This is a genomic window from Meridianimaribacter sp. CL38, assembly GCF_004328055.1.
Lineage (GTDB): Bacteria > Bacteroidota > Bacteroidia > Flavobacteriales > Flavobacteriaceae > Gaetbulibacter_B > Gaetbulibacter_B jejuensis.
Genome location: NZ_QKWS01000003.1, coordinates 75,873 through 102,818 on the forward strand (window position 1 = coordinate 75,873; position 26,946 = coordinate 102,818).

Sequence of the window (26,946 nt, forward strand, 5' to 3'; positions counted from 1 at the left end):
AAGGAGTTTTTCTTTTTTTAAGATAGCTTTAAGACTTTACATTCAATTCAATACAGTAAAACAAGGTACTTTTGTAGCATGCGAAAAAAACCAGCCTTCAAAATTGAGTTTATAGCACTTATGGCATCTTTGATGTCTATTGTAGCACTTTCCATAGATGCTTTATTACCTGCTTTACCGCAAATAGGTGATGCTTTGGGTGTGAGCGACCCTCATCAAAATCAGTATTTAATTACCATGATTTTTTTAGGTATTGGGTTTGGACAATTAATCTTTGGTCCGCTATCGGATAGTTTTGGTAGAAAGCCCATGGTGTACTTTGGGTTTGCTGTATTTGTTATTGCAAGTATCATTTGTGTAACTACCAATGATTTTACGGTTATGCTTATAGCTCGTGTTCTTCAAGGTGTAGGTCTGTCCTCTCCTAGAACCATTGCTGTTGCTATGACACGCGATACTTATAGTGGTGACTTTATGGCTAAGGTACTTTCCATAATTGTAATGTTCTTCATTTTAGTGCCTATTGTAGCTCCAACTTTTGGACAGCTCCTCCTCGACTTTTTCAATTGGCAATCTATTTTTAATGCCAACTTAATTATAGGTTTAATCATTGTGCTTTGGTTTTGGAAACGACAACCAGAAACGCTTTCGGTTAAAAAACGTATTCCGTTTAAACCTTCTATATTTATAAGTGGTACTAAAGAGTTTTTTAAATATAAAGATGCTATTGCCTTTACTCTAGTGTCAGGTTTTATTACAGGTTCGTTTATGGTATATTTAAGTACATCACAACAAATCTTTCAAGAGCAGTATAACCTTGGGGACATGTTCCCTTATATTTTTGCGAGTACCGCCTTTTCGGTTGGGTTTGCAACCTTTAGCAATAGCCAATTGGTTATTAGGTTTGGGTCGTTTAATATTGCCTATACTGCTGGTATTGCGTACACTATTATCTCATTGCTATATGTAGTCTTGTTTCACTCAGGTGTTAACCCTAGTGTGCATGTATTAATCACCTTTTTTATTCTGCAGTTTTTTGCAGTTGGTTTTCTTTTTGGAAACTTACGTTCTCTAGCTATGGAGCCTTTAGGACATATTGCTGGTATTGGGTCGGCAATTAATGGCTTTGTATCTACCGTTATGGCTGTACCTATTGCCAACTATATAGGAAGTTTTGTCTCCACTTCTGCATTACCACTATTTATAGGGTTTTCGGTATTTGGAGTCTTATCGGTACTAGTGTTTGCGTGGTTACGTAACGTACAAAAAAAGACCTTAGCAACAGCTTAATCTTTAACGGCTGTTGGTCTTCTGTTTTAATAAATACAGTTATCTTTACTACATCATTTTAAGTTATACGTTATGAAACCAAAACACCTATTGCTTTTAAGCCTGTGCCTCGTCTTGTTAGTTCCTACCAATGCCAATGTGAAATGGGGAAAAACAGGTCATCGTACTGTTGGAGCCATAGCTGATAACTATTTAACGGCTAGGTCTAAACGCATGATTAAAAAACTGCTTAATCATGAATCCTTAGCTTTTGTATCTACCTATCCTGATGAAATTAAAGCCGATGATCGTTTCAGCCAGTTTTACACTTGGCACTATATAAACATGCCACTAGATGCCGATTATGATGCATCTAAACAACATCCTGATGGTGACTTGGTTTCTGGTATTGCACACTGTAAAGCCGTATTGCAAAACCCTGATGCTACACATGAGGATAAAGCGTTTTACTTACGTATGCTTGTGCACCTTATTGGCGATTTACACCAACCTATGCATATTGGTTTAGCCGAAGATAGAGGTGGTAACGACTTTAAAGTACAGTGGTTTTATAAAGACACCAACCTGCATTCGGTATGGGATACTAAAATGATTGACGACTATGGCATGAGTTATACCGAACTTGCCGCTAATGCCGATTACCTTACCAAAGCCGAAGTAAAAGACATACAACAAGGTACAGTTATTGATTGGGTCAATGAAACCCATATTCTTACACGAGAAGTATATACCAATGTAGAACAAGGAGAAAACTTAAGACACAAATACTCTTATGCTTATTTGCACGTTGCTAGAACACAACTACAAAAAGCAGGTATTCGACTTGCAGAAGTGTTGAATAATGTGTTGTAAATTTAGCTTTTAACCTCTCCTTTATTTTTCCTTAGTTAACCCTAAAGGTTCTTTACTTTTAACCTGTATATACCCTGAAGTACTCCTTAGGCTTACACACTATATATACGCTATACCTATTTTTCAAATTATTCTTTTCCAATACATTAGAATTGTTGTAGCACTACAAAAAAACTCTTAAAACTAGTTGATATTGTTTGAAGACTCGAACTGACGAAAGATGAGATTGCTTCGTTGCACTCGCAATAACGATAAAAAAGGGTAATGACATTTATTTTTATAAGTTTAAATAGACTCTTGGGTTATGGCGTGCAATTTGGTCAAACTCCTGTTCGGTTAAGCCTGCGCGCATATCGGCTAAAATGGCTTTATCGCTTTTATGGTTGCGTACCACGTAAAAGTCGCTGCCATAGAGTACTTTTTCTTTAAGTCCTGGGTTGTTTAGGGTTTGTTTAAGTAGTGGTAAAATGACCTCATCATGCAGGATGTAGCTAATATCGGCATAGACATTATTATGCTGCAAGATGATACTGCAAATGCTAGTGTACCAATCGACATACTTCCATATATAAGCCAACTTACCAGGACTAGGTTTACCACTTGCATTGTTAAAAAAGTCGATACCTTTTTCAGGTTTAAGCAAAAGCTGTGAGGTATAATTGTCTCGGTCGCTTTCGAGAAAGCGTTTCCATTGGTCGTCACCACCAAAGTGGGCGAAACAGAGTTTTAGGTTTTTAAGTGGTTCTTTACGCCATTGCTTATCACTTGTATAAAAGATGGTTTTTATACGAGGGTCTGTAGTTTTGGCAACTACCTTTTGCAGTAAGTGGTCTTCTAAAAGGCATAAATAGTTTAAAGGGTTGGTAAAGTTATTACAGAAGTCAATATTCTTTACTTGGTTAAGATGTAATGCGTTGTCCTCGGCATTAATATAAGTGGCATTGATATCGAAATCGACTTTTTCATCATCGTCCAGTTGTTGCTTTGTTGTGTTATCTATTTTACCTTCGGTAAATACAGGGTGTGTGTCCCACTCGGGTTTCTTTTTTCCTCGATAAAATATAGTACCCTTGATACAGTGGGTCATAATAGGGAGCTCGTGTTGCACACAATATTTCCAGAGTGGTAATAGCCCCTCTTCAAACGGATAGTACCCAAGTGCTGGATACATTTTAATGCCAGCAAAGTTGTGGTCTTCGAGATACTCTTGCATGAGGCAGCCTTTAACTAAGGTGACATCGCCTGTGGCTTTATCAACCGTATAGTCAAAATAGCGTTTGTCTGCCATACGTCTTGGATCAGCAAAAATAAAAGGATGAAAGGTATCTTTATCCTGCGTACGTTGTTTAATGGTTAAGACACCTTCCATTTGGTGTTTAATGGTATGGAAGGCGTCTGGTGTGTTCGTGTTCTTGATTTTTGGAATGTTGATGAAACTTTTGGTGGCTGCATCATAAACTGTTTTAATATGGCCTGCATCCATGGCACCCATATCCATAGGTAGTCCTACAAAATAGGTGTCTGGTGGGTATTGTTTTTTAAGCTTATCATAAATGCCCTTTTGGGTTTTGTACTTAGAAAAGAGTCCAATTTGCACATAACGGTGAAATAACTTAATAAACTCATTACCTGGTAGGACTTTGAGTTGACGTAGTACTGCGATGACTAAGTTACGCACCCATTTTAATAGCAGGAACAAGGCGAACAACACCACTATTTTTAATAGTGTACTGGTAATGACTGGTATAATATGCCAACTGTCTAACCAGAGGTAGGCTTTTTGAAGCCCTTTTTTAATGAGGTTTTCATAGTTAGCTGTAGGTTTTACAAACCAACCAATACTGTAATAAAACACTGCTAAGGTGATGTAGGTATTAAAAAGAAATTTTAAAACCCCAAGCACATAGCTACGTCTAAAGATCATTTCGAACTTGTACTTGCGTTGTTGTGACCTCCTGTAACTATTGGTATAATAACGTGGTTTAATGTTGGTATAATACCAACGTAAAAGTTTAATAACCATGTGTAAAGACAGTAGCTTATACACAGGTGCTGGCAGATAGGTTTTTGCCAGATATGGTGGCACATAATCGCCTGTAAACATGTGAATATGACAGTTGATGATAGGTGGTTTTGTGGGTTGTGGCATGGTGGTAGTTTTTTATACTAGTCTTCCTTTTTAAGCTTATTAACAAATGAACTTAGATTGGTTGCATAACCCACCATTATTTGAGGAAATACTTTATAGGTTCCTAAATTATAATGACCACCTAGCCTGAAGTACACACCTGAATTACTATCTTCAGAATTAGTTAAAGCATAAATATTAGTCATTACTTTTAAGTTAGGTGAGTTATTAGTAGTTGAGAAATCTACATCATTCTTGTTGGTTCCTGTTGCTCTAAACCAGTTAAGACCAACAGTAACATCTGCACCAACACTTGATTGTGGCCTAATTTCAAAATTAAGCTCTGCTTCTTGCCCTATAGAAAATACCTGAAACCCTTTGCGTTCTACAATAGTTTCTTGAATTGTAGGTACACTATCAACCACTATAGTGTTTTGCTCTTTTAGGTTATACTCCACTCCTGTTCTAATAAAACGCAAACCATACCGCAGATGAATAAATGTTGATGCCCCTTTCCATTCAAAAGTGTAAGGTGTTACCAATACTCCAGCATCAATATTATTATTGCTCAATAGGTTAAAGTTATCCGTTGTAAAGTTTTGTGCATTGGCTTCAGAGGTCTCATCGGCATCAAAAGTATCATCCAGTTCAATTTTACGAGAGCTGTTTTCAAAGCCACTAAAGAGGTTTACTGAAGCGTAGGCAGTGATGTTATCGAATAATGTAGCTTTTCGGTAGTTTCTTAAATGCCAAGGGATACGAATACGCCCTTCAGCCACGATTAAACTATTGCTATTATTACTATTCAATCCTAAGAAATCGGAAAAGAAAATACCTGTAAAATAATCACCTATTTTGCGTTCGACAGCTTTAATACTATCACCAACTCTAACTTTTATTTCTCCATTTTTAACAGCATAGTTATACTTCTTATAAGGTAAATAATCTAAAATATCATCATAATAATAAGTTAGAGTATCGTTATTTTTATCTACTAAACTATTGGTTTGTACACGATGAGTAAATTCACGCAAAGGCAAACTATAATTTCTATTGGTAAAAACTCTGGTGTTATCTTTATCATTACTCAAACGACCAACAATAGTTATATTATCAGCTCTGTTATTAAAAAACCTAATATTGACAGAATCAACTATTAATTCTATATCGTCATGAATTTTTGGCTTAGAATATTTATCAAGCCAATACCATCTCTTCTTTAGTAATTTATTTTTATACAAAGGCACCTTCTTGTTAATTACAAACTGCCCACTAAAGGTGTTTTTAGCATTCTCTATTTTTTCAAAAATATTAGAAATAGAATCATTGATTTCTTTTTTTACTATGTCAATTTTTTTAGTCTCTTTTTTTGCGACAATCATATAATATACTTTACCAATAGCAGTCTGATTGTCTTTATTTCCATCTTGAAATACCTTATGTTGATTTGTGATGCTATTTACAAATTCGTTTTCTGAGATAGAGAGTTCATAAGGCCCATAAACTTTACAACTTTCTTTATCCTCAACTTTGCAAACTTTAACATGGATGTTTTTATCCTTTAAAAGATAGTAAAAGTTATAATTACCTTTTACAGGAGGATTACTTGAATCACTTAAAGTCTCAGTAGCTAAATACACATAATCCTCAGTTTTTGCTATTGATGTATTGTATAAATCACCTAATAAATCTTTAAAACTAGTTTCAATTGTAGTTGTTGTTTTATCAATTGAATCTTTTAGAGCTTTAAGGATATCTGCCTTAAATTCATCAGTTTTACTTGCTATATCTTTAACAGAAGTAAACTTTATTGACTTCTCATTAATGGTCATTTCATAACTAGTGCTATCCGTTTTAGTAATTTTAAAAGTTGGTAAACTAACAGGAGCGTCTTCTAGTTTTAGCTCCATACCGTTATCTTTCAGATTATTAAATTCTTCTTCAGTATTAGAAATTGTAATTTTGGAATAATCAATAGAGCTAAGTTCTTCCAATTTGTATTCCTTATCAAAAAACTTATATTTAAAAGTATGTATTGCTAGTTTTGTAACACTATCTAGTGCTTGCATAAAACTGAACTCATCTTTGTTTTCTATAATATACTTATAACACTCTAGGAAGTTATCTGTTTTTTTACAAATTTCGAATTCATTGTTTTCCTTTTTATAGTTTACAGAATATTCATTATCAAGTATTGTTTTTGTTTCTGGTTTCTGACTATAGAGTGACAGAGAACACATTAAGAAAATAATTACTAGAGGTTTCATAATTGATTGGTTTTGGTTAATTAATAGCATAGTAAACCTAGGTAGGTTACTACATTGAAATACGTTGGCGTCAACAACTATTAATTAACCCTACTGCGTAAAGTGCAGTACTTAGGGAAAGTGTGTTAAAGTTAGAAAAAGTTTTTGGGTTTTCCTAATGTAATTTTTTGGTAGTGTGATGGTTAGGTGTTTTAGGCTTATGGATTAGCTGTGCTGTAATTATGGATTAGCTTCGCTGAAGCTACGGTTTCCGCATTACCAAATCAAGTTTGGTATAGGCTCTGTGCGGAATGACAAAGCATGTAGATTAGCTTCGCTGAACCTACGGTTTCTGCATTACCAAATCAAGTTTGGTACAGGCTCTGTGCGGAATGACAAAGCATATGGATTAGCTTCGCTGAACCTACGGTTTCCGCATTACCAAATCAAGTTTGGTATAGGCTCAGTATGACAATAAGATGAGATTGCTTCGTCGCTACGCTCCTCGCAATGACAACAGTGTGAAATGCTGAACTAATGGATTCCGCATCAAGTGCGGAATGACAAAACTGAGATTGCTTCGTTGCACTCGCAATGACAATAAGGAAAGACATAAAAAAACCGTTTCTGGGGAAAGAAACGGTTTTAGTGCTATTAATCAATTAAGGGTTTAAAACTGAAGGTCTGCTACAATATCAAACTCATCATATATTGCTTTGTCTTTTAAGTTGTTGAAAAAACTTTTAGAACCATAACGTACATTGTACTGGCTACGGTCGATTTTTAAGTTTACAGTGGCCTTACTTCCGTAAACTGACAACGTAAAACTAATAGGGTTAGTGATGCCTTTTATAGTTAAGCTTCCTTGTACATCGTAAGCATTTTTACCTGATGGTGTTACTTTAGTAAATACCAACTTAGCTGTTGGATGATTCTCTACACCAAAGAAATCGTCGCTTTTTAAATGTCCGTCCAATTGGTCTTTGTACTCGCCTTCGAGGTCTGTGGTGTTAATGCTAGTCATATCCATTACAAACTCGCCTCCTGTAAGTTGCTCGCCATTGAATTGTAATGTACCTGATTCAATCTTAATGGTACCTTCGTGAGATCCTGCTACTTTGTAACCTTTCCAAACAACTTTACTCTCTGAAGTGTTTACGGTTTGTTCTTGTGCTTCAACTGAAGCTGTAAATGTTGCAAATGCTATAATTGCAGTGGTTTTTAATGTGTTCATTTTGTTGTGGTTTTTTTGATTAAAAAATTACACTACAAAACTATCAACACATTGTAAGGGTAAAAATGAAGTAGTTTATAAAATAAGGTTAAACTAGTTTAACTTTCTTGAGCGACCTGCTTTTTTATTTTGCTTAAAAACTCTTTGGTAATACCCAAATAAGAGGCTATCATATACTGCGGAATGCGTTGTTCTATCTTAGGATAGGTTACTCTAAAGAACAGATAACGGTCTTTAGCCGTCATACTAAAGTTGCGAATAATTCGGTTTAAGGCTGCTGCAAGACCACGTTCGGTTACCTTACGGAAAAAGCGCTCTAGCTTTGGGATGCGTTCGAAGATGTCTTCGATAGTGTCATAATGAAATTGTGCCAACTCGGTATCTTCTAAACACTGTATGTTGAATTCGGCAGGTGTTTGATTTATGAAACTTCCAATATCTGAAGTCCACCAATCTTCAACACCTAGCATAATGATGTGCTCGGTTCCTGTATCGTCTACGTAAAATAGTTTGGTGCACCCTTTTAGTATAAACGAACTGGTTCTGCACACATCGCCTTGCTGAAGGATGTATTGTCCTTTTAAATACCTACGATAGTGTAAATGCTCCACTAGATAATCGGTTTCTTCTTTGGTGAGCTCTACGTGTTTTGCTATGTAGTTTAAAAGTGGTTGGAAGTGCATAACTGTACTTTTGGTAAAAATAGAAAAAGTAGTTTATAGTTTTAAGGTTTATTTGGGTTTAGTTTTTGGGTTCTCGATACATTCCAACTTTGCAGTTGGAACACTCGAACTGATGAAAGTGAGAGACTGCTTTTTCCTTTGTCTTCGACACTTCGGCTACGCTCAGTACAGGCTTACTCAGACTGACAAAAAGGGTGAGATTGCTTCGTCGCTAAGTTCCTCGCAATGACAACAGTGTGAAATGCTGAACTAATGGATTCCGCATCAAGTGCGGAATGACAGAACTGAGATTGCTTCGTTGCACTCGCAATGACAATAAGGAAAGACATAAAAAAACCGTTTCTGGTAGGAAACGGTTTATCATATAGAATTTAGTGTATTAAAGCACTCCATCCATAATCTCTTGTACACAATCTGGATTTAGTAATGTGCTTGTATCTCCAAGATTAGCTGTATCATTACTAGCAATCTTACGAAGAATACGACGCATTATTTTTCCGCTTCGTGTTTTTGGCAATCCACTAGTAAACTGTATTTTATCTAGTTTAGCAATAGGCCCTATTTGCTCTGTAATGAGTTGGTTTATTTCTTTACGTAAGTTATCGTGGTTTCTGCTTTCTCCTGTTTCTTTTAAAATAACATATCCATAGAGTGCGTTTCCTTTGATATCATGAGGAAATCCTACAATAGCACTTTCAGAAACTGCTGGATGTTCATTAATAGCATCTTCTATTGGTGCTGTTCCTAAGTTATGACCAGACACAATAACAACATCATCTACACGACCTGTAATTCGGTAATATCCTACTTCATCACGTAACGCGCCATCACCTGTAAAGTATTTATTTTCAAAAGCTGAAAAATAAGTATCTTTATAACGTTGGTGATTGCCCCAAATGGTTCTTGCCATACTTGGCCAAGGGAATTTTACACATAAGCGTCCATCTACCTGATTGCCTTTTATTTCCTGCCCTTGCTCATCCATTAGTGCTGGTTGTATCCCAATAAACGGTAAGGTTGCATAGGTAGGTTTTGTAGGTGTTGCAAACGGAATAGGTGTTATCATTATGCCTCCTGTTTCGGTTTGCCACCAAGTATCTACAATAGGCGCTTTTCGTTTACCTATATTATCATCATACCAATGCCATGCTTCTTCATTAATAGGTTCTCCAACTGTACCCAAGACCTTTAAAGACGATAAATCATGATTTTCGACGTGCTCTACTCCTTCTTTAGCTAGAGCTCTAATAGCTGTTGGCGCTGTATAAAATTGGGTTACTTTATGTTTTTCTACAATCTGCCAAAAGCGACCATAATCTGGATAGCTTGGAACACCTTCAAACATAACGGTTGTTGCACCATTGGCCAATGGACCATATACAATATAGCTGTGTCCTGTAATCCAACCTATATCTGCAGTACACCAATAAATGTCATTTTCTCTATATTGAAATACGTTTTTAAAGGTATATGCTGTATACACCATATAACCTCCTGAAGAATGCACCATCCCTTTTGGTTGACCTGTTGAACCAGAAGTATATAAAATAAATAAAGGGTCTTCGGCATCCATTATTTCTGGTACACAGTCGTGATAAGCTTCTTCCAACAGTGGCTCCAACCAGTGGTCACGTCCTTCTTTCATATTGATTTCAGAATGAATGCGTTTAGCTACCAAAACTGATTCAACTCCTTCACAATCGTTTAATGCATCGTCAACTATTCCTTTTAAGTCTATTGTTTTTGAGCCACGATACGATCCATCAGAAGTAATCACCATTTTAGCATCACAATCCTTAATTCTTGTTGCTAGAGCCGATGATGAAAATCCTGCAAATACTACAGAATGAATCGCACCAATACGCGCACAAGCTAATACTGAAATAGCCAATTCAGGAATCATTGGCAGGTAAATACACACTCTGTCGCCTTTACCTATACCTTTTTCTTTTAGCACATTGGCAAACCGACATACTTTATCATGTAATTGCCTATAGGTTATATGTTGAGCGTCTTCATTAGGATTATTGGGTTCAAAAATAATAGCTGTTTTATCGCCTCGCGTATAAATGTGTCTATCAATACAGTTTTCGGTAATATTCAATTTTGCACCTTCAAACCACTTTACTTCAGGTTTTGTAAAATCCCATCTTAATACATTATCCCACTTTTTTCGCCACATGAAGTGCTCTTCAGCTATTTCTTCCCAAAAGACCTCTGGGTTTCTAACCGATTTACGATAGACTTGATAATATTCTTCTAAATGTTTGATATGGTAGTTACTCATTATTTATTCTGTTTTCGTTTTATTAAAATAGTTTTCTTCTTCTTGTGTTAGTAATCTAGACTTTATTATAAACCGGAGTCCTAAAGGGATTTCTAAAGAGAAGCTTGCGCCTCTACCTTCGGTAATATCTATGGTTAAGTGTGTGTGTTTCCAATATTCAAATTGGTCTTGATTCATGTAAAAATTAACACCTTGAAGCGTACCTAAAAACACATCACTCTCATCAAGATACATGTCATCCTTTTCAAAAATCATTGGTGCAGAACCATCACAACAACCACCACTTTGATGAAAAATAAGTTCACCATGTTTTTCTTTAAGCTGATTAACCACTGCTGCAGCTTTTTCTGTAATTGCTACTCTTTGCATACCCTAAATATATTAAAAAGGCTGAACATACATTCAGCCTTCGTTTCTAAATAAAACTAACTAATTTAAAAGAAACCTAACTTATTCTTGTCATAAGAAATAAGCATATTTTTGTTTTGACGATAGTAATCCATCATCATCACATGATTTTCTCTACCAAATCCTGACTTTTTATAACCTCCAAATGGAGCGTGAGCAGGATATGCATGGTAACAGTTTACCCAAACACGACCTGCTTTAATAGCTCGAGGTATTTGATATAATTGGTGTGCATCGCGTGTCCAAACACCAGCACCTAAACCGTATAATGTATCGTTTGCAATCTCTAAAGCTTCAGCTTCATCTTTAAATTTAGTCACACACACTACAGGTCCGAAAATTTCTTCTTGAAATACACGCATTTTGTTATGACCTTCTAAAATGGTTGGCTTAATATAAAACCCATTTGCAAGTTCGCCATCCAACTTATTGGCTTCTCCACCACATAATACTTTAGCGCCTTCTTCTTTTCCTATCTCTAAATAAGACTGAATTTTCTCATACTGATCGTTTGAAGCCTGTGCTCCTATCATGGTATTTACATCATACGGATTGTCTTGTACAATAGCATTTGTACGCGCAATAACACGCTCCATAAACTTATCATAAATATCTTCTTGTACTAATAAACGCGAAGGACATGTACAAACTTCTCCTTGGTTAAAAGCAAACAATACAGCACCTTCTATAGCTTTGTCTAAATAAGCATCATCAGCATCCATAACACTATTAAAGAAAATGTTTGGTGACTTACCACCTAACTCCATAGTTACTGGATTAAGGTTTTTAGACGCATATTGCATAATCAATTGTCCTGTAGTTGTTTCGCCTGTAAAAGCGACTTTATCTACTTTTGAACTTGATGCTAAAGGTTTTCCTGCTTCTGGTCCGAAACCATGTACTACGTTTATTACACCTGGAGGAAACACGTCAGCTATTTTTTCCATTAATAACGTAGCGGATGATGGCGTTTGTTCAGCTGGTTTTAATACCACACAGTTACCTGTTGCTAATGCTGGAGGCAGTTTCCATGATAACATTAATAATGGAAAGTTCCATGGAATAATTTGTCCCACAACACCAAGAGGTTCTTTAATATTCATAGATAAGGTATTGGCATCTAGTTCGGTTGCGCTACCTTCTTCAGAACGAATACACGCTGCAAAATAACGCCAATGGTCTGCAGATAAAGGTACATCGGCATTAAGCGTTTCTCTAATAGCTTTACCGTTATCACAGGTTTCAACCAATGCAAACTCTTCTAAATTGGCTTCAATAATATCCGCTACTTTATTTAATAAGGTTGCACGCTCTGTTGCAGATGTGTTTCCCCAACTTTCTTTTGCTGCATTTGCTGCATCTAGTGCTAATTCTACGTCTTCTTTTTGAGATCTTGGATATTTCGCAATCACACTATTATCTATTGGTGATCGGTTTTCAAAATATTGACCATCTAATGGTTCTATAAACTTTCCGTTTATAAAATTTCCATAGGATTCTTTAAACTTAGGTTTTGAATAACTCATACTTTTTTAGTTTAGATTATTATTTCGCTTAAAATCAGATAATTATCAATCATGATGAATTGTTAAAAATTTTAACATTTAAACAATTTAAAGCCTATATATTTAGGTTATTGATAATTTTTATAAAGTTATTTTATGATATTCTGATTTTATTGAACATATTTATTAAATTGTTGAACATATCTATCAACACTAAAATAGACTTGTTCAATTTTTGTAATATTGAGTATGAATCATTTATTAAGACATCATAAAAGCCATAGAAAGCTCACCACTTTGGTAGAGAATCGTACTACCTATAATGCAGATTATGCCGAATTGAATATTTATGAAACCCATGAATATGCCGAAAAGGTATCGTTAACTTTCAATTTTCCTGTAATTGCAAGCATGCTTACCGGAAAAAAGATAATGCATATTGATGGTTTACCGTCTTTTGATTTTTTTCCAGGCGAATCTGTTGTGATGCCAACTAATAAAGAAATGATTATTGATTTTCCTTTGGCAAAAGCTAATGACCCAACGCAATGTCTCGCGCTTGGAATAGATAGTGATAAAATTGATGAAGTGGTTGAAAAGTTTAATCATCATGTAACTATTGAGAGTGAAAACAACAATTGGAAATTAGATGATAACGCGTCGCACCTCATAAATAATGTAGATGTTAATCATTTAGTTGAGCGTTTGGTACATACTTTTACTAATACTACTTCGTCAAAAGATGTTTTATTGGATTTAATGATTCAAGAGCTTATTGTTAGGCTTTTACAAACCAAAGCAAAAGCTTTTTTATTGAATGATACTGATGGTATTTTTAACGACACGCGTATAGGTTTTGTTATTAAATACATTAAACAAAACCTTACCAATAAAGATATTACCGTAGATTTACTTGCTGAAAAAGCATGTATGAGCGCGTCGCATTTTCATAAGAAGTTTAAAAACACACTTGGTGTGTCTCCTATAGATTATATCAATTCTGAAAAAATTAAATTTTCTAAAAAGCTTATTAAGGAAACCAAAGATTTACGCATGTCTGAAATAGCGTTTAAGTCTGGGTTTAATAACACCAGCTACTTTAACAGACAGTTTAAAAAAATGGAATTAATGACGCCACAGCAGTTTAAAAACTCTATCAGTAAATAGTTTTAATGCTGAACAGCTTCGCCTGCTCCACTTGGTATTCTTATGTTTTCTACAATTTCTTGAACTTCAGCTGGTGGTGCTTTTGTAAATTTCATAACAACTATAGACACTACAAAATTAAGTACCATAGCCACTGCTCCAAACCCTTCAGGAGAAATACCAAACCACCATTCGCTTTTATCAGGAACAACATCGTCAAACCAACCTAGTTTGTACTTAATCATGTATAACAACATAGCTGTAATACCAACAATCATACCTGCAATAGCACCTTCTTTATTCATTCTTTTATAAAAGATTCCTAAAATAATAGCTGGAAAAAAGGATGCCGCTGCCAACCCAAATGCAAGCGCTACAACAGCTGCTACAAAACCAGGTGGATTAATCCCAAAATAGCCTGCAACACAAACAGCTCCAACAGCCGATAAACGCGCAGCGATGAGTTCGCCTTTTTCAGAAATATTAGGCTTGATAATCTTTTTAACTAAATCATGAGAAACAGAAGCTGAAATAACTAACAATAAACCTGCTGCTGTTGATAGTGCTGCAGCTAGTCCGCCAGCAGCAACTAAAGCTATCACCCAGTTAGGCAGTTTTGCTATTTCAGGATTTGCTAACACCATGATATCTCTATCAACGGTTAATTCGTTTATAGATTCGTCAGCTACATATTGAATTAGTCCGTCGTTATTTTTATCAGTAAATGCAATAAGTCCGGTTGCTTCCCATTTTTTAAACCATTCAGGAACCGTCGCATACGGTTGATTGGAAACCGTTTCAATTAAGTTTGTTCTAGCAAAAACAGAAACTGCAGGTGCTGTTGTATATAAAATAACAATGAGCAGCAACGCAATACCTGCCGATTTACGAGCATCTTTAACTCGTTTTACCGTAAAAAACCTAACAATTACATGAGGTAAGCCTGCAGTACCTACCATTAATGCCAAGGTAATTGCAAAGACATCAATCATAGATTTTGAGCCATTGGTATATTCAGAAAAACCGAGTTCTGTGCTTAACCCATCTAATTTATCTAATAGATAAGTTCCTGAACCATCACTTAAAGTATCCCCAAAACCTAGTTGCGGAATTGGGTTTCCTGTCATTTGAATAGAAATAAAAATAGCAGGAACCATAAATGCAAAAATAAGTACACAGTATTGTGCTACTTGTGTATAAGTAATGCCTTTCATTCCACCTAAAACAGCGTAAAACAAAACAATAAGCATTCCAATAATAACACCTGTATCAATATCAACTTCGAGAAAACGAGAAAACACAACACCAACGCCACGCATTTGTCCTGCCACATAAGTAAACGACACAAGCAAAGCACAAAATACAGCAACAATACGTGCAGTTTTAGAATAATATCTATCACCTATAAAATCAGGTACTGTAAACTTACCAAACTTACGCAGATAAGGTGCTAGTAAAAGTGCTAATAACACATAGCCACCAGTCCAACCCATTAAATACACAGAACCATCATAACCACTAAAAGAAATAATTCCTGCCATAGAAATAAATGATGCGGCACTCATCCAGTCGGCTGCTGTTGCCATTCCGTTTGCCAATGGAGAAACGCCACCACCAGCAACATAAAAGTCTTTTGTAGAACCTGCTCTAGACCAAATAGCAATACCTATGTATAAAGAAAATGTAATACCAACGAGTATGTAGGTCCATGTTTGAACATCTACATTTAAAAAGAAATTATGCATCATATCCGTACTTTTTGTCTAGTTTATTCATTAATCTAACATAAACGAAAATAAGGACGACAAACACGTACATAGATCCTTGTTGAGCAAACCAAAACCCAAGTTTAAAGCCTCCTAATTGTATGGTATCTAATTCATCCTTAAATAAAATTCCTGCGCCATAAGACACCAGAAACCAAATTGCTAAGAGGATTAAAACGTATTTAATATTGGCTTTCCAATACTTTACTGGGTTTTGTTTATTCATAATAAAAAACTGTTTTAATTTTCAATTTATAAATAAAAGCCAATAATAATTATTAAACTATCAACATTTTCACTAATTCTTATACAATAATTTCAAATCATAATATTAATCTATCAAAATAAGCACTAGTTTTTGGGAATGGTTAATTTTTACTAAATTAAGGCTGCTTTTTTAATGAACCATGTGCGAAAATATCCATAGAGAAATTACCCAACTAAAACCCTTTGATGTGTTTTTAGTTATTGATCGAACCAAACCAAGTTTTGATTTTCCAATTCACTTTCACCCAGAGTACGAACTTAATTTTATTAGAAATGGTAAAGGTATACGACGTATTGTTGGTAACAGTATGGAAGAAATTGACGCTATTGAATTGACGCTTATAGGCTCAAACCTAGAACATGGTTGGGAGCATCATAACTGCACAAGTAATGCTGTTGATGAGATAACCATTCAGTTTCATGATTGGTTATTTACTGATGAATTGCTGAACCTAAACGCGTTTAAAGCCATTAAACAATTGTTCTTAAGGGCGAAGGAAGGCATAAATTTTTCAACAGAAACTGCTTTAAAACTTGAAAAACAGCTTACCTCTTTAGCTGAACACAATAATATTAATGATTATTTTGAATTGTTTTCAATACTTCAAACATTGGCTGACAGTGATGACTATAGACTACTCAATACTGACAACGATGTTGAAATAAGCGAATATGAAAACAGTAAAAAAATACAATTGGTACATGATTTTGTACATAATAACTATCACCAAAAAATTTCGTTAGATGAGATTTCATGTTTAGTAAATATGAGCACAAGCTCTTTTAATCGTTTTATAAAAAAACGAGCAGGAAAGACTTTTATTAACTACGTAAATGATGTTCGTTTAATTTATGCTACTAAACAGCTTATAAATACTGACATGAGCGTTAGCGAAATTAGTTACAATTGTGGATTTAATAACATATCCAACTTCAACAGGATATTTAAAAAAATTAAAAAAATTACACCAAGTAATTACAGAAACGAGTTTAGTAAAGTCACTCGTTTTTCATCTGAATTACACCAAGTATAATTCATTTATTTATCAGAAGAAGTCTTTAGCGTTTGTGTGTAGCTTTTAATTTGTTTAACCACTTTAGGTGCTAAAATAAGCGTAGAAATCATTGTTGGAAATGCCATTAAAGCAAAGAAACCATCAATTAAATTAATCATCATTGCTAGTGAGGTAGTTGTTCCCATTATAATACTAAGTATATACACTATGTTGTAGTAATTTTTGTTTTTAGCTCCAATTAAAAACGACAAACATTTTGTTCCATAATATGAATATGAAAACAAAGATGACACACTAAAAACTATAATGCAACACAACAACATGTATTTACCTGTTGAAGCAAATGTTTGTTCAAAAGCTAAAGCTGTGAGGCTTACTCCATTGGCATCGGTGGTTTTCCAAACACCAGTAACCAATATAGCTAAAGCAGTAAGTGTACATACAATAATAGTATCTATAAATGGACCTAACATAGCTACTAAACCTTCACGAACTGGTTGTGATGTTTTAGTTGCTCCATGAGCCATTGGTGCAGTACCAATACCAGCTTCGTTAGAAAATGCACCTCTACGTATTCCTAAAAGTATAAGTCCGCCAACTACACCTCCTAAAAATGTATCTCCTGTATAGTGATGAGCTGTAAATGCTTCAGTAAAAATAAGCGAGAAATATTTTGGTACTTCACTCGCATTTAAAATTAAAATTGAAAGCACCATTACAAAATACAACAACACCATAGCAGGTACTAACTTTGAAGCTGTTTTACTAATTCTATTTAATCCACCAATAATTACCAAAGCAGTAAAAAACACCAAAACGCCACCTATAACAAGGTTTGAGGTAGTATTCACCTCCACTCCATTTGGTTGTAACAATATATCATTAATAGCTTGCGTAAGCTGATTAACATTAAACACAGGTAATGCACCAACCATACCACAAAAACTAAAAAATACTGCTAAGGGTTTCCAATGTTTGCCTAAACCTTCAACGATAACATACATTGGTCCACCTTGTAAATTGCCTTGACTGTCTTTACCACGATACATAATCGCTAAAGCAGCAGTGAAGAATTTTGTTGACATACCAATAATAGCACTCACCCACATCCAAAACACTGCTCCAGGACCTCCAATAGATATTGCAACAGCAACACCAGCAATATTCCCCATTCCAATTGTGGAAGACAATGCTGTAGTGAGTGCTTGAAAATGTGTAATTTCTCCAGGATCATCAGGATTATCATATTTACCTCTAAGTACACTTAAAGCATGACCAAACAACCGAAAAGGCAAAAACCTTGATAAAATGAGTAAGTACAAACCACCTCCAATTAACAAAATAAGCAATGGTAAGCCCCAAGCATATGAAGCAAAATCTGAAATAAATTGATTGAGTTGTTCCATGAAGTGTTTTAAACAGTACTAAAAGTAATAATTTACTTTGAATAGGTAATATTTATGATTTACAAACTTCAACTTTAAAAGAGAATAAAACCATAGCCATTCAAAGAAAAAACTCATTTTTTTCTTCATTATTCACATAAAATAAATAGTTTTGATTTATTAAATATTAACCCCAAATTTTATATTATGACAAAACTTTACCTAACTTTTTTTGTTATTCTAACATGTACTATTCATGTAAGTTCGCAAATTACTTTTAAGGGCTGTACAGGAATATTAGGAGACCAAGATTTTTATCTATCCAATACAGGTACTACTGATGATTCTGGAGACATTAGAAACACTTATGAAACACAACCTAGTGACTTTGCCCAAAGTTGCCCTGCAGGTGTTTGTGAATTAAGAATTATATGGAACACATCCCTTGACAGATGGGAAATTCAGCTAGACAATGATGGACCACTAAACACTCCTGATTATACTACTGCAGTGATGTATTACAACACTACACCTTCTTTACCTAACCCTCCAGATTTAACCTTAGGTAGCTGGGTTGACGCTGAAGGTTATTGCCCAGAAACTATTACTACTTTAACAGGAAGCGTACAGGGTAATACATTAGGGAATGACGAAGTTGCTTTAATTAGTAATGTGAGTTTATATCCTAATCCTTCAAGCAACTATATTGTTGTTGATGGCTTGACAAATACTACAACTTTTAATATTTATAATCTTGTTGGTATGAACCTTAAAAATGGTAAAATATCAAATAAAGAAAAACTAAATATTCAAAACTTAAATAACGGAATCTACTTATTAAAATTAGAAAACGGCACTACATTTAAGTTTATAAAAGAATAACTACTAGCAACTTATAATAGCACACACCTGTTTCTTATACATAGACCGAAAGGTTTTGTTTGAGAAATAGGTGTTAATAATTAACATCACTTTACATCAGGCTTACTTAATAGCCAACTTATTTTTTAACTTTTTAAAATCCCTATAACTTAAATTAAAAGCATGAAACACATTTACTCTGCCTTACTATTTACATTAATCAGTACATTATCATTCTCACAAGTTTTTGACTGGGAAACGGTTGAACTTGCTGATACTGGAGTTGCTCAAACAGTAGCTGGTATTACAGCTACATTTTCTTCATCTTATTCAAATACTGATGCAACGGCCTTATATGGTAATGGCTTCTCTGGCACTTCAGGTGTTGTTGTATTTACCTATCAAACAGATTCAGGTGATTCTGCAACTGTAAGTTTTAGCTCTCCAGTTGATATAACTTCGATTTATGCTTTTGCTCTTTATGATTATTCTGGAACTCGCACTTGGACCTTTACACCTTCAGGTGGAAGCAACTCAAGTATTAATCAAGACTTGATATACGAAACAGGATCAGCTGTAACTGTAAATTGGACAAACGTTAATTCTTTTACTATAACTAGTAGCCTTGGTAATGATTCATTTGGTCTTGATGATATCGTATTTTCTGCTGCAACATTAAGCACAAGCGACTTTAGCCTTAATGATAAAGTTGTTTACCCTAACCCTTCTTCAAGTTTTATTCATATTAAAGGCTTAACAGAAATAAGCAACTATAGTATCTTTAATAATCTAGGAGCTGAAGTAATGAATGGTACACTATTAAACACTAACAAAATAGACATTCAAAATTTAAACAATGGAATCTATTTCTTAAAGACTGATAATGGATATACGTTTAAATTCATAAAAGACTAACTGGTAATAAAAATTATAACTTCAATGGCTACAAGGTTCAAAAACTATGTAGCCATTGTTTTTATAAGGCAGCTTTTGTATTTTAACGTAACACAAAACCCAATAACAACCAGCAAATTTTCACCAAAAACATATATATTAGTAGAGCTGTAAGTGATTATATTAAGTTTAAAAGCACCTTAAAGCATAAATGCTTTTGTAGCTCATTTAACTCAGAGCTTTTAAACTCATTAAATCAAAGGGCATACCCATAAAACACTATAGTTTTAAAACACTAAAACCATGAAAAAAATAAAATTTAGCACACAAGTAAATGCCTCTTCGCAAAAGGTATACGAAACTATGTTAGGGCTTAACAATAAAAATACTTATGAGCAGTGGACAGCTGAATTTAATCCAACCTCTACATATGAAGGCAGTTGGAACAAAGGTGAAAAAATGTATTTTGTTGGAACTGATGAAAACGGAAAAAAAGGTGGAATGATTTCAGAAATTGCTGAAAATATCCCATCAAAATTCGTGTCTATTCGTCATTATGGAATTCTTGATGGTGATCATGAAATCACTTCTGGTGAGCAAGTTGAAAAATGGGCTGGAAGCCTCGAAAACTATTCGCTAACAGAAAACAATGGTGTCACTACAGTAGAAGTTGAATTGGATACTGATGATAATTACGCAGATTATTTTAATAACACTTGGCCTAAAGCACTAAACAAACTGAAAGAGATTTCAGAAAACCAATAAAATGAATTCAACACAACAACTCGCTAATCGTTTACGCGAAGTTATTTTAAATGGAACTTGGATAGCTAACACAAATTACAAACACCAGCTAGAAGCTTTAGATTGGACTGTTGCTATTGCCAAAGTAAAATCGCGCAACACTATTGCTGTGTTAGCACAACACATCCATTACTACATTGCTGGTGTAAAACATGCTTTTGAAAGTGGTACGCTAGAAATACGTGATCAATACAGTTTTGATTTTCCTCCAATAGAATCACAAGAGCAATGGAATGCTTTTTTAAATAAATTTTGGACTGATACCGAAGGTCTTATCGAACTAATTGAAAAATTACCTAACAGTAAGCTTAACCAAAATTTTATAGATGAAAAATATGGAACTTACCAACGTAATATTGATGCTATGATAGAACATAGTTACTATCACCTTGGACAAATAGTATTGTTAAAAAAACTATTAGCCTAAATAAGCCAATACATTAGTTTGAATACGCTCTTGTATATTACTTACATCAGCTTTTACAAAAGGTTCTCCTGTAATGTTTTCGTAAAGTTCTATGTAGCGTTCTGAAACACTTGTAATGTACTCATCACTCATTTCAGGAACGGTTTGACCTTCTAAACCTTGAAAATTGTTTGCAATTAACCATTGGCGTACAAACTCTTTTGATAATTGCTTTTGGGCTTCTCCTCTATCCTGACGTTCTTGATAACCGTCAGCATAAAAATATCGTGAAGAATCTGGAGTGTGGATCTCGTCAATCAATACAATCTTTCCGTCTTTGGTTTTTCCAAATTCGTATTTGGTATCTACTAAAATTAATCCTCTTTCAGCAGCAATTTCAGAACCTCTTTTAAAAAGCTTACGTGTATAATCTTCAAGTACTAGGTAGTCTTCTTCTGATACAATTCCGCGTTTTAAAATGTCTTCTCTAGAAATATCTTCGTCATGATCTCCCATTTCAGCTTTTGTAGCTGGTGTAATTATAGGTTCAGGAAATGCATCATTTTCTTTCATCCCTTCAGGCATTGGCACACCACACAACAGTCGTTTTCCAGCTTTGTACTCACGTGCTGCATGACCAGACATATAACCACGAATAACCATTTCAACCTTAAAAGGATCGCACAAATGACCTACAGCAACATTTGGATCAGGAGTAGCTGTTAGCCAATTAGGAACCAAATCTTCAGTAGCTTTCATCATATTGGTTGCAATCTGATTTAAAATTTGTCCTTTATAAGGAATACCTTTAGGCATCACCACATCAAAGGCGCTTAACCTATCGGTTGCAATCATTACTAACTGCTCGTCGTTAATATTATAAACTTCTCTAACCTTTCCTTTGTATACACTTTTTTGATTAGGAAAATTAAAATTGGTATCTATTATTGTGTTGTGTGACATTTGCTTTAATTTATCATCATTACATACGATATAATGATAACTCTATTTAATTTTTTGTTGGCTGCGACTAAAAAACTACCAACTTAATTTATTCTCTATTTTCTATGCTCTTGTATGCTGCTATAATCTTTTTTACCAGCTTATGGCGAATAACATCTTTATCGTCTAAAAATATAATACCTACGCCTTCTACATTTTTAAGAATTAACAAGGCTTCTTTAAGTCCTGAAATGGTACGACGTGGTAAATCGATTTGTCCAGGGTCACCAGTTAGTAAAAACTTAGCATTTTTCCCCATACGTGTTAAAAACATCTTCATTTGCGCATGAGTAGTGTTTTGACCTTCGTCTAAAATCACAAATGCATTATCCAAAGTACGTCCACGCATAAAGGCTAAAGGAGCAATTTGTATCGTTCCGTTTTCTATAAAACTAGCCAGTTTTTCTGCAGGAATCATATCACGTAACGCATCATACAACGGTTGCATATAAGGGTCTAATTTTTCTTTTAAATCACCTGGAAGAAATCCAAGATTTTCACCAGCCTCAACAGCAGGTCTTGTTAAAATAATACGTTTTACCTCTTTATTTTTTAATGCCTGAACCGCTAGAGCAACTCCTGTATAGGTTTTACCTGTTCCTGCAGGACCAATGGCAAATACCATATCATTTTTACGCATGCTTTCAACAAGCTTCCTCTGGTTTAGAGTTTGCGCTTTTATAATTCTTCCTCCAACACCATGAACAATGGTTTCTCCACTTTGTTCAGACGTTGTATAATCGTCACTACTTTGACTGGTAAGTACTCGCTCAATAACATTTTCGTCCAACTTATTGTACTTAGCAAAATGAGTCATTAACATGGTCATACGACGGTCAAACTCTTCAAGCAAGTCTTCGTCACCATATGCCTTAATTTTATTTCCTCTAGCTACAATTTTTAATTTTGGGAAGTATTCTTTTAGAAGTTCGATATTAACGTTTTGAGCTCCAAAAAACTCTTTAGGAGTTATTTCTTCTAATTCAATTATAAGTTCATTCAAAAGGTACCTGATTTAATAAATTAATCTGTTTTGTTTTATTAGTTTTGTGTAGTAACAAATCTACACAATTTTAAGCGAGGTTAGATTAAAAAAATATCAACAATTATTACATGGCAATAATCACATTAACAACTGATTTTGGCGAAAAAGACCACTTTGCAGGAGCTATTAAAGGTGCAATTTACAGTGAGCTTCCTGATGTAAGAATTGTTGATATCTCGCATTCGGTTTCTCCTTTTAATGTTCCTGAAGCGGCTTACATTATTCAAAATGCATACAGCAGTTTTCCTAAGGGAACTATTCACCTTATAGGTATCGACTCTGAGTTAAACCCTGAAAACAAGCACATTTCAGTAAAACTAGACGACCATTACTTTATATGTGCCAACAATGGAATAATGAGTATGATATGTGCCGAAATTGCTCCTGAAAAAATTGTGGAGATTAATATCCATGATAAAATTGAAACCAATTTTCCTGTTTTGGATGTGTTTGTTAAAGTAGCTTGCCATATTGCCAGAGGAGGAACGCTTGAAGTGATTGGAAAAGTTATTAACACAATTAAGCCTATTAGAGATTTAGTGCCTTTTGTAAATGATGAAAAAAACCAGATTATTGGTAGTGTTATTTACATTGATAATTATGGCAACGTAGTTACCAATATAAGACGCAAATTTTTTGAATCTATACAAAAAACTCGTGCCTTTGAAATTTCTGCTCGTAACTACAAGTTTAAAGAAATATTGAACAGATATAGCGATGTTGTAAATTTTGACACTCCTGAAGATAAACGCTATGATGAAGGAAAAGGATTGGTTGTTTTTAACTCTTCAGGTTATTTAGAAATTGCGGTTTATAGAAGTAATCCTACTACTGTTGGTAGTGCCTCTACACTTATGGGATTAAGCATGCGAGATACTGTAACGGTTAACTTTTCAAAAACTTAAATATGTTTGTACGAATTGTAAAAATGAGCTTTGAGCCAAAACACATTGATGAATTCTTATCGAACTTTGAATTAAGCAAACACAATATTAGAGCTTTTGATGGCTGTGAGTTTTTAGAACTTTACAGAGACAAGCACAATACAAACGTATTTTTTACGTATAGTTATTGGAATACCGAAGCCGACTTAGAGCGCTACCGACAATCGAGTTTATTTAAAGGTATTTGGAGTAAAACCAAACCTCTTTTTAATGCAAAACCTGAAGCTTGGAGTGTGGATAAATTGGCAAGTTTAGATTGATAAAATTTGAAATTACCAATTAATTCATCACAGAAACAGAACTAAAAAATTCGTGATTTACTAATAAACTTTTAACTTTCCACTTTAAACTTTTCAACTAAGATAATGCTAGCAATTCTAAAAAAAGAAATTACCTCATTTTTTGCATCACCAGTTGGTTACTTGGTTATCGCTATTTTTTTATTACTCAACGGATTGTTTTTATGGCTCTTTAAAGGTGAATTCAACATTTTAGATAATGGATTTGCTGACCTCAATAGTTTTTTCACTTTAGCACCTTGGATACTTATTTTTCTTGTTCCTGCAGTAACTATGCGTAGCTTTAGTGATGAAAAAAAACAAGGAACACTTGAACTTCTACTCACTAAACCTGTAAGTCATTTACAAATTGTTTTAGGCAAATACGTTGGTGCACTGGTTTTAATACTTATTGCCTTGTTACCAACACTATTATACGTGTATAGTATATACAAACTTGGAAGCCCAGAAGGAAATCTAGATTTAGGGAGTATTACAGGTTCTTATTTTGGTTTATTACTTATGGCTGCTGCCTACACAGCTATAGGTGTATTTTCTTCAACACTCTCATACAACCAAATTGTAGCTTTTATTATTGCTGTGTTTATTTGCTTCTTCTTTTATTTTGGGTTTGAAGGTTTAGCTAATTTTAATCTTTTTGGTGATGCTTTTCGCCTTGAAAAATTAGGAATGGACGACCATTACAAGAGCATTAGCAGAGGTGTTATTGATACTAGAGATTTACTGTATTTTGTAAGTATTATTGTATTGTTTGTACTCATAACTGCTAGACGAATTGGCACAAAAGCCATTGATAAAAAAGAATGGTTACATCTATTAGTATTACCTTTAGGATTATTAGTTTTAAACCTCTTTACGCAGTCAATTTATAAGCGTTTCGACTTAACACAAGACCAACGTTATACGTTATCAAAAGCAGCACTCAACACTGTTGAAAATGTAGATTCTCCTTTAATTATCGATGTTTTTTTAGAAGGCGATTTCCCTTCGGAATTTAGACGTCTTAAAACCGAAACCAAGCAGTTATTGGAAGAGTTTGCGCTTCAAAATAACAACATTAAATTTAGTTTTATTAATCCTATTGAGAATGAAACAACTCGAGACCAAAACATTCAGCAATTAGTACAACGTGGTTTACAACCCTTTCAACTTACCGTAAAAGAAAATGGAAAATCGTCTCAGGAATTAATTTTCCCATGGGCTTTGGCTAGTTACAACGAGCAGACCGTAAAAATCCCATTAATAAAAAACAGCATTGGAGTTACTGACCAAGAACGCATCAACAATTCCGTGCAACATTTAGAATATGCTTTTGCTGAAGGATTTAAAAAACTAACCACTGAAAAATCTAAGAAAATAGCCATTTTAAAAGGTAATGGCGAGCTAAATGACATATATATTGCTGATTTTTTAACAAGCATTAAAGAGCATTACAACATTGCTCCTTTTACTATGGATAGTGTTGCTAGCCATCCGCAAAAAACCTTAGAGCAATTAAAAGATTTTGATTTAGTAATAGCTGCAAAACCAACTATTCCTTTTACTGAAGAAGAAAAATATGTCTTAGACCAATATACTATGAATGGCGGAAAAAGTCTTTGGCTTACCGAATCGGTTATTATGGACAAAGACAGTTTGCTAAACGACTCAGGAAGAGCTATTGCTGTTATTAGAGATTTGAATCTAAATGACTTTTTCTTTAAATATGGTGTTCGCATCAATCCTGTGTTAGTTAACGACATGTATTCTGCTCCAATAACTCTTGCTATTGGAGAAGGTAGTGACGCTCAGTTTCAACCAATACAATGGCAATATTCGCCATTAGCAGCTAGTAATCCAAATCATGCAATAACCAACAACTTAAACTTGGTAAAGTTTGATTTTGCAAGTCAAATAGATACTTTAAAAAACGATGATGTTTCAAAAACTGTTTTATTACGTAGCTCTCAACTAACCAAGCTAGATGGTGTACCAAGAGAAATAAGTTTAGATATTGTTACCCAAGAACCTGACCCAAAAACATATACTAAAGGATTACAACCACTTGCTATTTTATTAGAAGGTGAATTTACATCGGTTTATAACAATAGAGTAAAGCCTTTTAATCTTTCTAATGATAGAACAAAGAGTGATGCTACTAAAATTATTGTCATTGCTGATGGTGACGTTATTAAAAATGATGTAGTAAGAAACAAGCCGCAACAATTAGGTTTTGATCGTTGGACAGGTGAAAGTTTTGGAAACAAGGAGTTTTTAGAAAATGCTGTTAACTACCTTTTAGACGACAATAAACTTATAGATATTAGAACAAAAGAAGTTGCTATAGCTTTCTTAGATTCCAAAAAAATTGAAGCACAAAAAACAAAATGGCAGTTTATAAATATTGCTTTACCTCTGCTCCTTTTAGGTATTTTTGGTTTTGTCTTTAAGTACTTAAGACGAAAAAAATACGCATAAAAAAAAGCGACCCAAAAGGTC

General features: G+C 34.4%; 23 protein-coding genes. 11 read left to right on the forward strand and 12 right to left on the reverse strand.

The annotated features are described in order from the left end of the window. Positions 1-78 precede the first annotated feature (78 nt). The gene (locus tag DMZ43_RS08295; protein WP_238155799.1) at positions 79-1,290 is read left to right on the forward strand and encodes a multidrug effflux MFS transporter; all 1,212 of its coding nucleotides are present in this window, start codon (positions 79-81) and stop codon (positions 1,288-1,290) included. A 72-nt stretch (positions 1,291-1,362) separates the two neighbouring features. After that, positions 1,363-2,142 (forward strand): S1/P1 nuclease, encoded by a 780-nt coding sequence (locus tag DMZ43_RS08300; protein ID WP_131507372.1) that lies wholly within the window; start codon positions 1,363-1,365, stop codon positions 2,140-2,142. A gap of 277 nt (positions 2,143-2,419) precedes the next feature. On the opposite strand, the gene DMZ43_RS08305 is transcribed toward DMZ43_RS08300, so the two are convergent. The 7 genes from DMZ43_RS08305 to DMZ43_RS08335 form a co-directional block, all read right to left on the reverse strand. Continuing rightward, positions 2,420-4,291, reverse strand: coding sequence for an amidohydrolase family protein (locus DMZ43_RS08305; protein WP_131507374.1), 1,872 nt, complete (start codon positions 4,289-4,291; stop codon positions 2,420-2,422). Positions 4,292-4,308: 17 nt separating this feature from the next. Further along, positions 4,309-6,537 carry a hypothetical protein gene (locus DMZ43_RS08310; protein ID WP_131507376.1) on the reverse strand — a complete coding sequence of 743 codons (2,229 nt, stop codon included), beginning with the start codon at positions 6,535-6,537 and terminating at the stop codon, positions 4,309-4,311. Between the two features lie 649 nt (positions 6,538-7,186). Further along, positions 7,187-7,750 (reverse strand): YceI family protein, encoded by a 564-nt coding sequence (locus DMZ43_RS08315; RefSeq protein WP_129760714.1) that lies wholly within the window; start codon positions 7,748-7,750, stop codon positions 7,187-7,189. 98 nt (positions 7,751-7,848) lie between these two features. Beyond that, on the reverse strand, positions 7,849-8,433 hold the full coding sequence (locus DMZ43_RS08320; RefSeq protein ID WP_131507378.1) for a Crp/Fnr family transcriptional regulator: 585 nt from the start codon (positions 8,431-8,433) through the stop codon (positions 7,849-7,851). Positions 8,434-8,812: 379 nt separating this feature from the next. Then, positions 8,813-10,720: an acetate--CoA ligase gene (gene acs / locus DMZ43_RS08325; protein WP_131507380.1), complete on the reverse strand. Its 1,908-nt coding sequence runs from the start codon at positions 10,718-10,720 to the stop codon at positions 8,813-8,815. 3 nt (positions 10,721-10,723) lie between these two features. Further along, entirely contained in the window at positions 10,724-11,089 is a 366-nt protein-coding gene (locus tag DMZ43_RS08330; RefSeq protein WP_131507382.1) for a DUF779 domain-containing protein, read from the reverse strand. Between the two features lie 65 nt (positions 11,090-11,154). Then, positions 11,155-12,654: an aldehyde dehydrogenase family protein gene (locus tag DMZ43_RS08335; RefSeq protein WP_131507384.1), complete on the reverse strand. Its 1,500-nt coding sequence runs from the start codon at positions 12,652-12,654 to the stop codon at positions 11,155-11,157. Positions 12,655-12,882: 228 nt separating this feature from the next. Between DMZ43_RS08335 and DMZ43_RS08340 the strand changes: the two genes are divergently transcribed. After that, on the forward strand, positions 12,883-13,800 hold the full coding sequence (locus tag DMZ43_RS08340; RefSeq protein WP_129760709.1) for an AraC family transcriptional regulator: 918 nt from the start codon (positions 12,883-12,885) through the stop codon (positions 13,798-13,800). 2 nt (positions 13,801-13,802) lie between these two features. Here DMZ43_RS08340 and DMZ43_RS08345 read toward each other — a convergent pair whose 3' ends face one another. Then, the gene (locus DMZ43_RS08345; protein WP_131507386.1) at positions 13,803-15,527 is read right to left on the reverse strand and encodes a sodium:solute symporter family protein; all 1,725 of its coding nucleotides are present in this window, start codon (positions 15,525-15,527) and stop codon (positions 13,803-13,805) included. Continuing rightward, entirely contained in the window at positions 15,517-15,771 is a 255-nt protein-coding gene (locus DMZ43_RS08350; protein ID WP_129760707.1) for a DUF4212 domain-containing protein, read from the reverse strand. The genes DMZ43_RS08345 and DMZ43_RS08350 overlap by 11 nt, the downstream gene beginning before the upstream one ends. A 181-nt stretch (positions 15,772-15,952) precedes the next feature. On the opposite strand from DMZ43_RS08350, the gene DMZ43_RS08355 reads away from it, so the two are divergent. Next, positions 15,953-16,846, forward strand: coding sequence for an AraC family transcriptional regulator (locus DMZ43_RS08355; protein WP_129760706.1), 894 nt, complete (start codon positions 15,953-15,955; stop codon positions 16,844-16,846). A gap of 5 nt (positions 16,847-16,851) precedes the next feature. Here DMZ43_RS08355 and DMZ43_RS08360 read toward each other — a convergent pair whose 3' ends face one another. Continuing rightward, on the reverse strand, positions 16,852-18,234 hold the full coding sequence (locus DMZ43_RS08360; RefSeq protein ID WP_131507388.1) for a sodium:alanine symporter family protein: 1,383 nt from the start codon (positions 18,232-18,234) through the stop codon (positions 16,852-16,854). Positions 18,235-18,420: 186 nt separating this feature from the next. Here DMZ43_RS08360 and DMZ43_RS08365 point away from each other — a divergent pair, with 186 nt between their 5' ends. The 4 genes from DMZ43_RS08365 to DMZ43_RS08380 all read left to right on the forward strand — a co-directional run bounded on the left by DMZ43_RS08365 (position 18,421) and on the right by DMZ43_RS08380 (position 21,199). Continuing rightward, on the forward strand, positions 18,421-19,095 hold the full coding sequence (locus tag DMZ43_RS08365; RefSeq protein ID WP_131507390.1) for a T9SS type A sorting domain-containing protein: 675 nt from the start codon (positions 18,421-18,423) through the stop codon (positions 19,093-19,095). 162 nt (positions 19,096-19,257) lie between these two features. Continuing rightward, the gene (locus DMZ43_RS08370) at positions 19,258-19,989 is read left to right on the forward strand and encodes a T9SS type A sorting domain-containing protein (protein WP_131507392.1); all 732 of its coding nucleotides are present in this window, start codon (positions 19,258-19,260) and stop codon (positions 19,987-19,989) included. A 282-nt stretch (positions 19,990-20,271) separates the two neighbouring features. Further along, on the forward strand, positions 20,272-20,733 hold the full coding sequence (locus DMZ43_RS08375; RefSeq protein ID WP_131507394.1) for an SRPBCC domain-containing protein: 462 nt from the start codon (positions 20,272-20,274) through the stop codon (positions 20,731-20,733). Between the two features lies 1 nt (position 20,734). Beyond that, positions 20,735-21,199, forward strand: coding sequence for a DUF1572 family protein (locus DMZ43_RS08380; RefSeq protein WP_131507396.1), 465 nt, complete (start codon positions 20,735-20,737; stop codon positions 21,197-21,199). Here DMZ43_RS08380 and DMZ43_RS08385 read toward each other — a convergent pair. Together DMZ43_RS08385 and DMZ43_RS08390 are read right to left on the reverse strand one after the other, a co-directional pair. After that, a complete protein-coding gene (locus tag DMZ43_RS08385; RefSeq protein ID WP_131507398.1) occupies positions 21,191-22,141 on the reverse strand; it encodes a phosphoribosylaminoimidazolesuccinocarboxamide synthase in 951 nt (316 codons plus the stop codon). The genes DMZ43_RS08380 and DMZ43_RS08385 overlap by 9 nt on opposite strands. 88 nt (positions 22,142-22,229) lie before the next feature. Next, positions 22,230-23,183, reverse strand: a complete 954-nt coding sequence (locus DMZ43_RS08390) for a PhoH family protein (protein WP_131507400.1) — start codon at positions 23,181-23,183, stop codon at positions 22,230-22,232. A 110-nt stretch (positions 23,184-23,293) separates the two neighbouring features. On the opposite strand from DMZ43_RS08390, the gene DMZ43_RS08395 reads away from it, so the two are divergent. From DMZ43_RS08395 to gldG, 3 genes are all read left to right on the forward strand, one after another. Continuing rightward, complete coding sequence (locus DMZ43_RS08395) at positions 23,294-24,130, forward strand: S-adenosyl-l-methionine hydroxide adenosyltransferase family protein (RefSeq protein WP_131507402.1); 837 nt, start codon at positions 23,294-23,296, stop codon at positions 24,128-24,130. Positions 24,131-24,132: 2 nt separating this feature from the next. Continuing rightward, positions 24,133-24,429, forward strand: a complete 297-nt coding sequence (locus DMZ43_RS08400) for a putative quinol monooxygenase (RefSeq protein WP_131507404.1) — start codon at positions 24,133-24,135, stop codon at positions 24,427-24,429. Between the two features lie 105 nt (positions 24,430-24,534). Beyond that, a complete protein-coding gene (gene gldG, locus DMZ43_RS08405) occupies positions 24,535-26,925 on the forward strand; it encodes a gliding motility-associated ABC transporter substrate-binding protein GldG (protein ID WP_131507406.1) in 2,391 nt (796 codons plus the stop codon). Positions 26,926-26,946 lie beyond the last annotated feature (21 nt).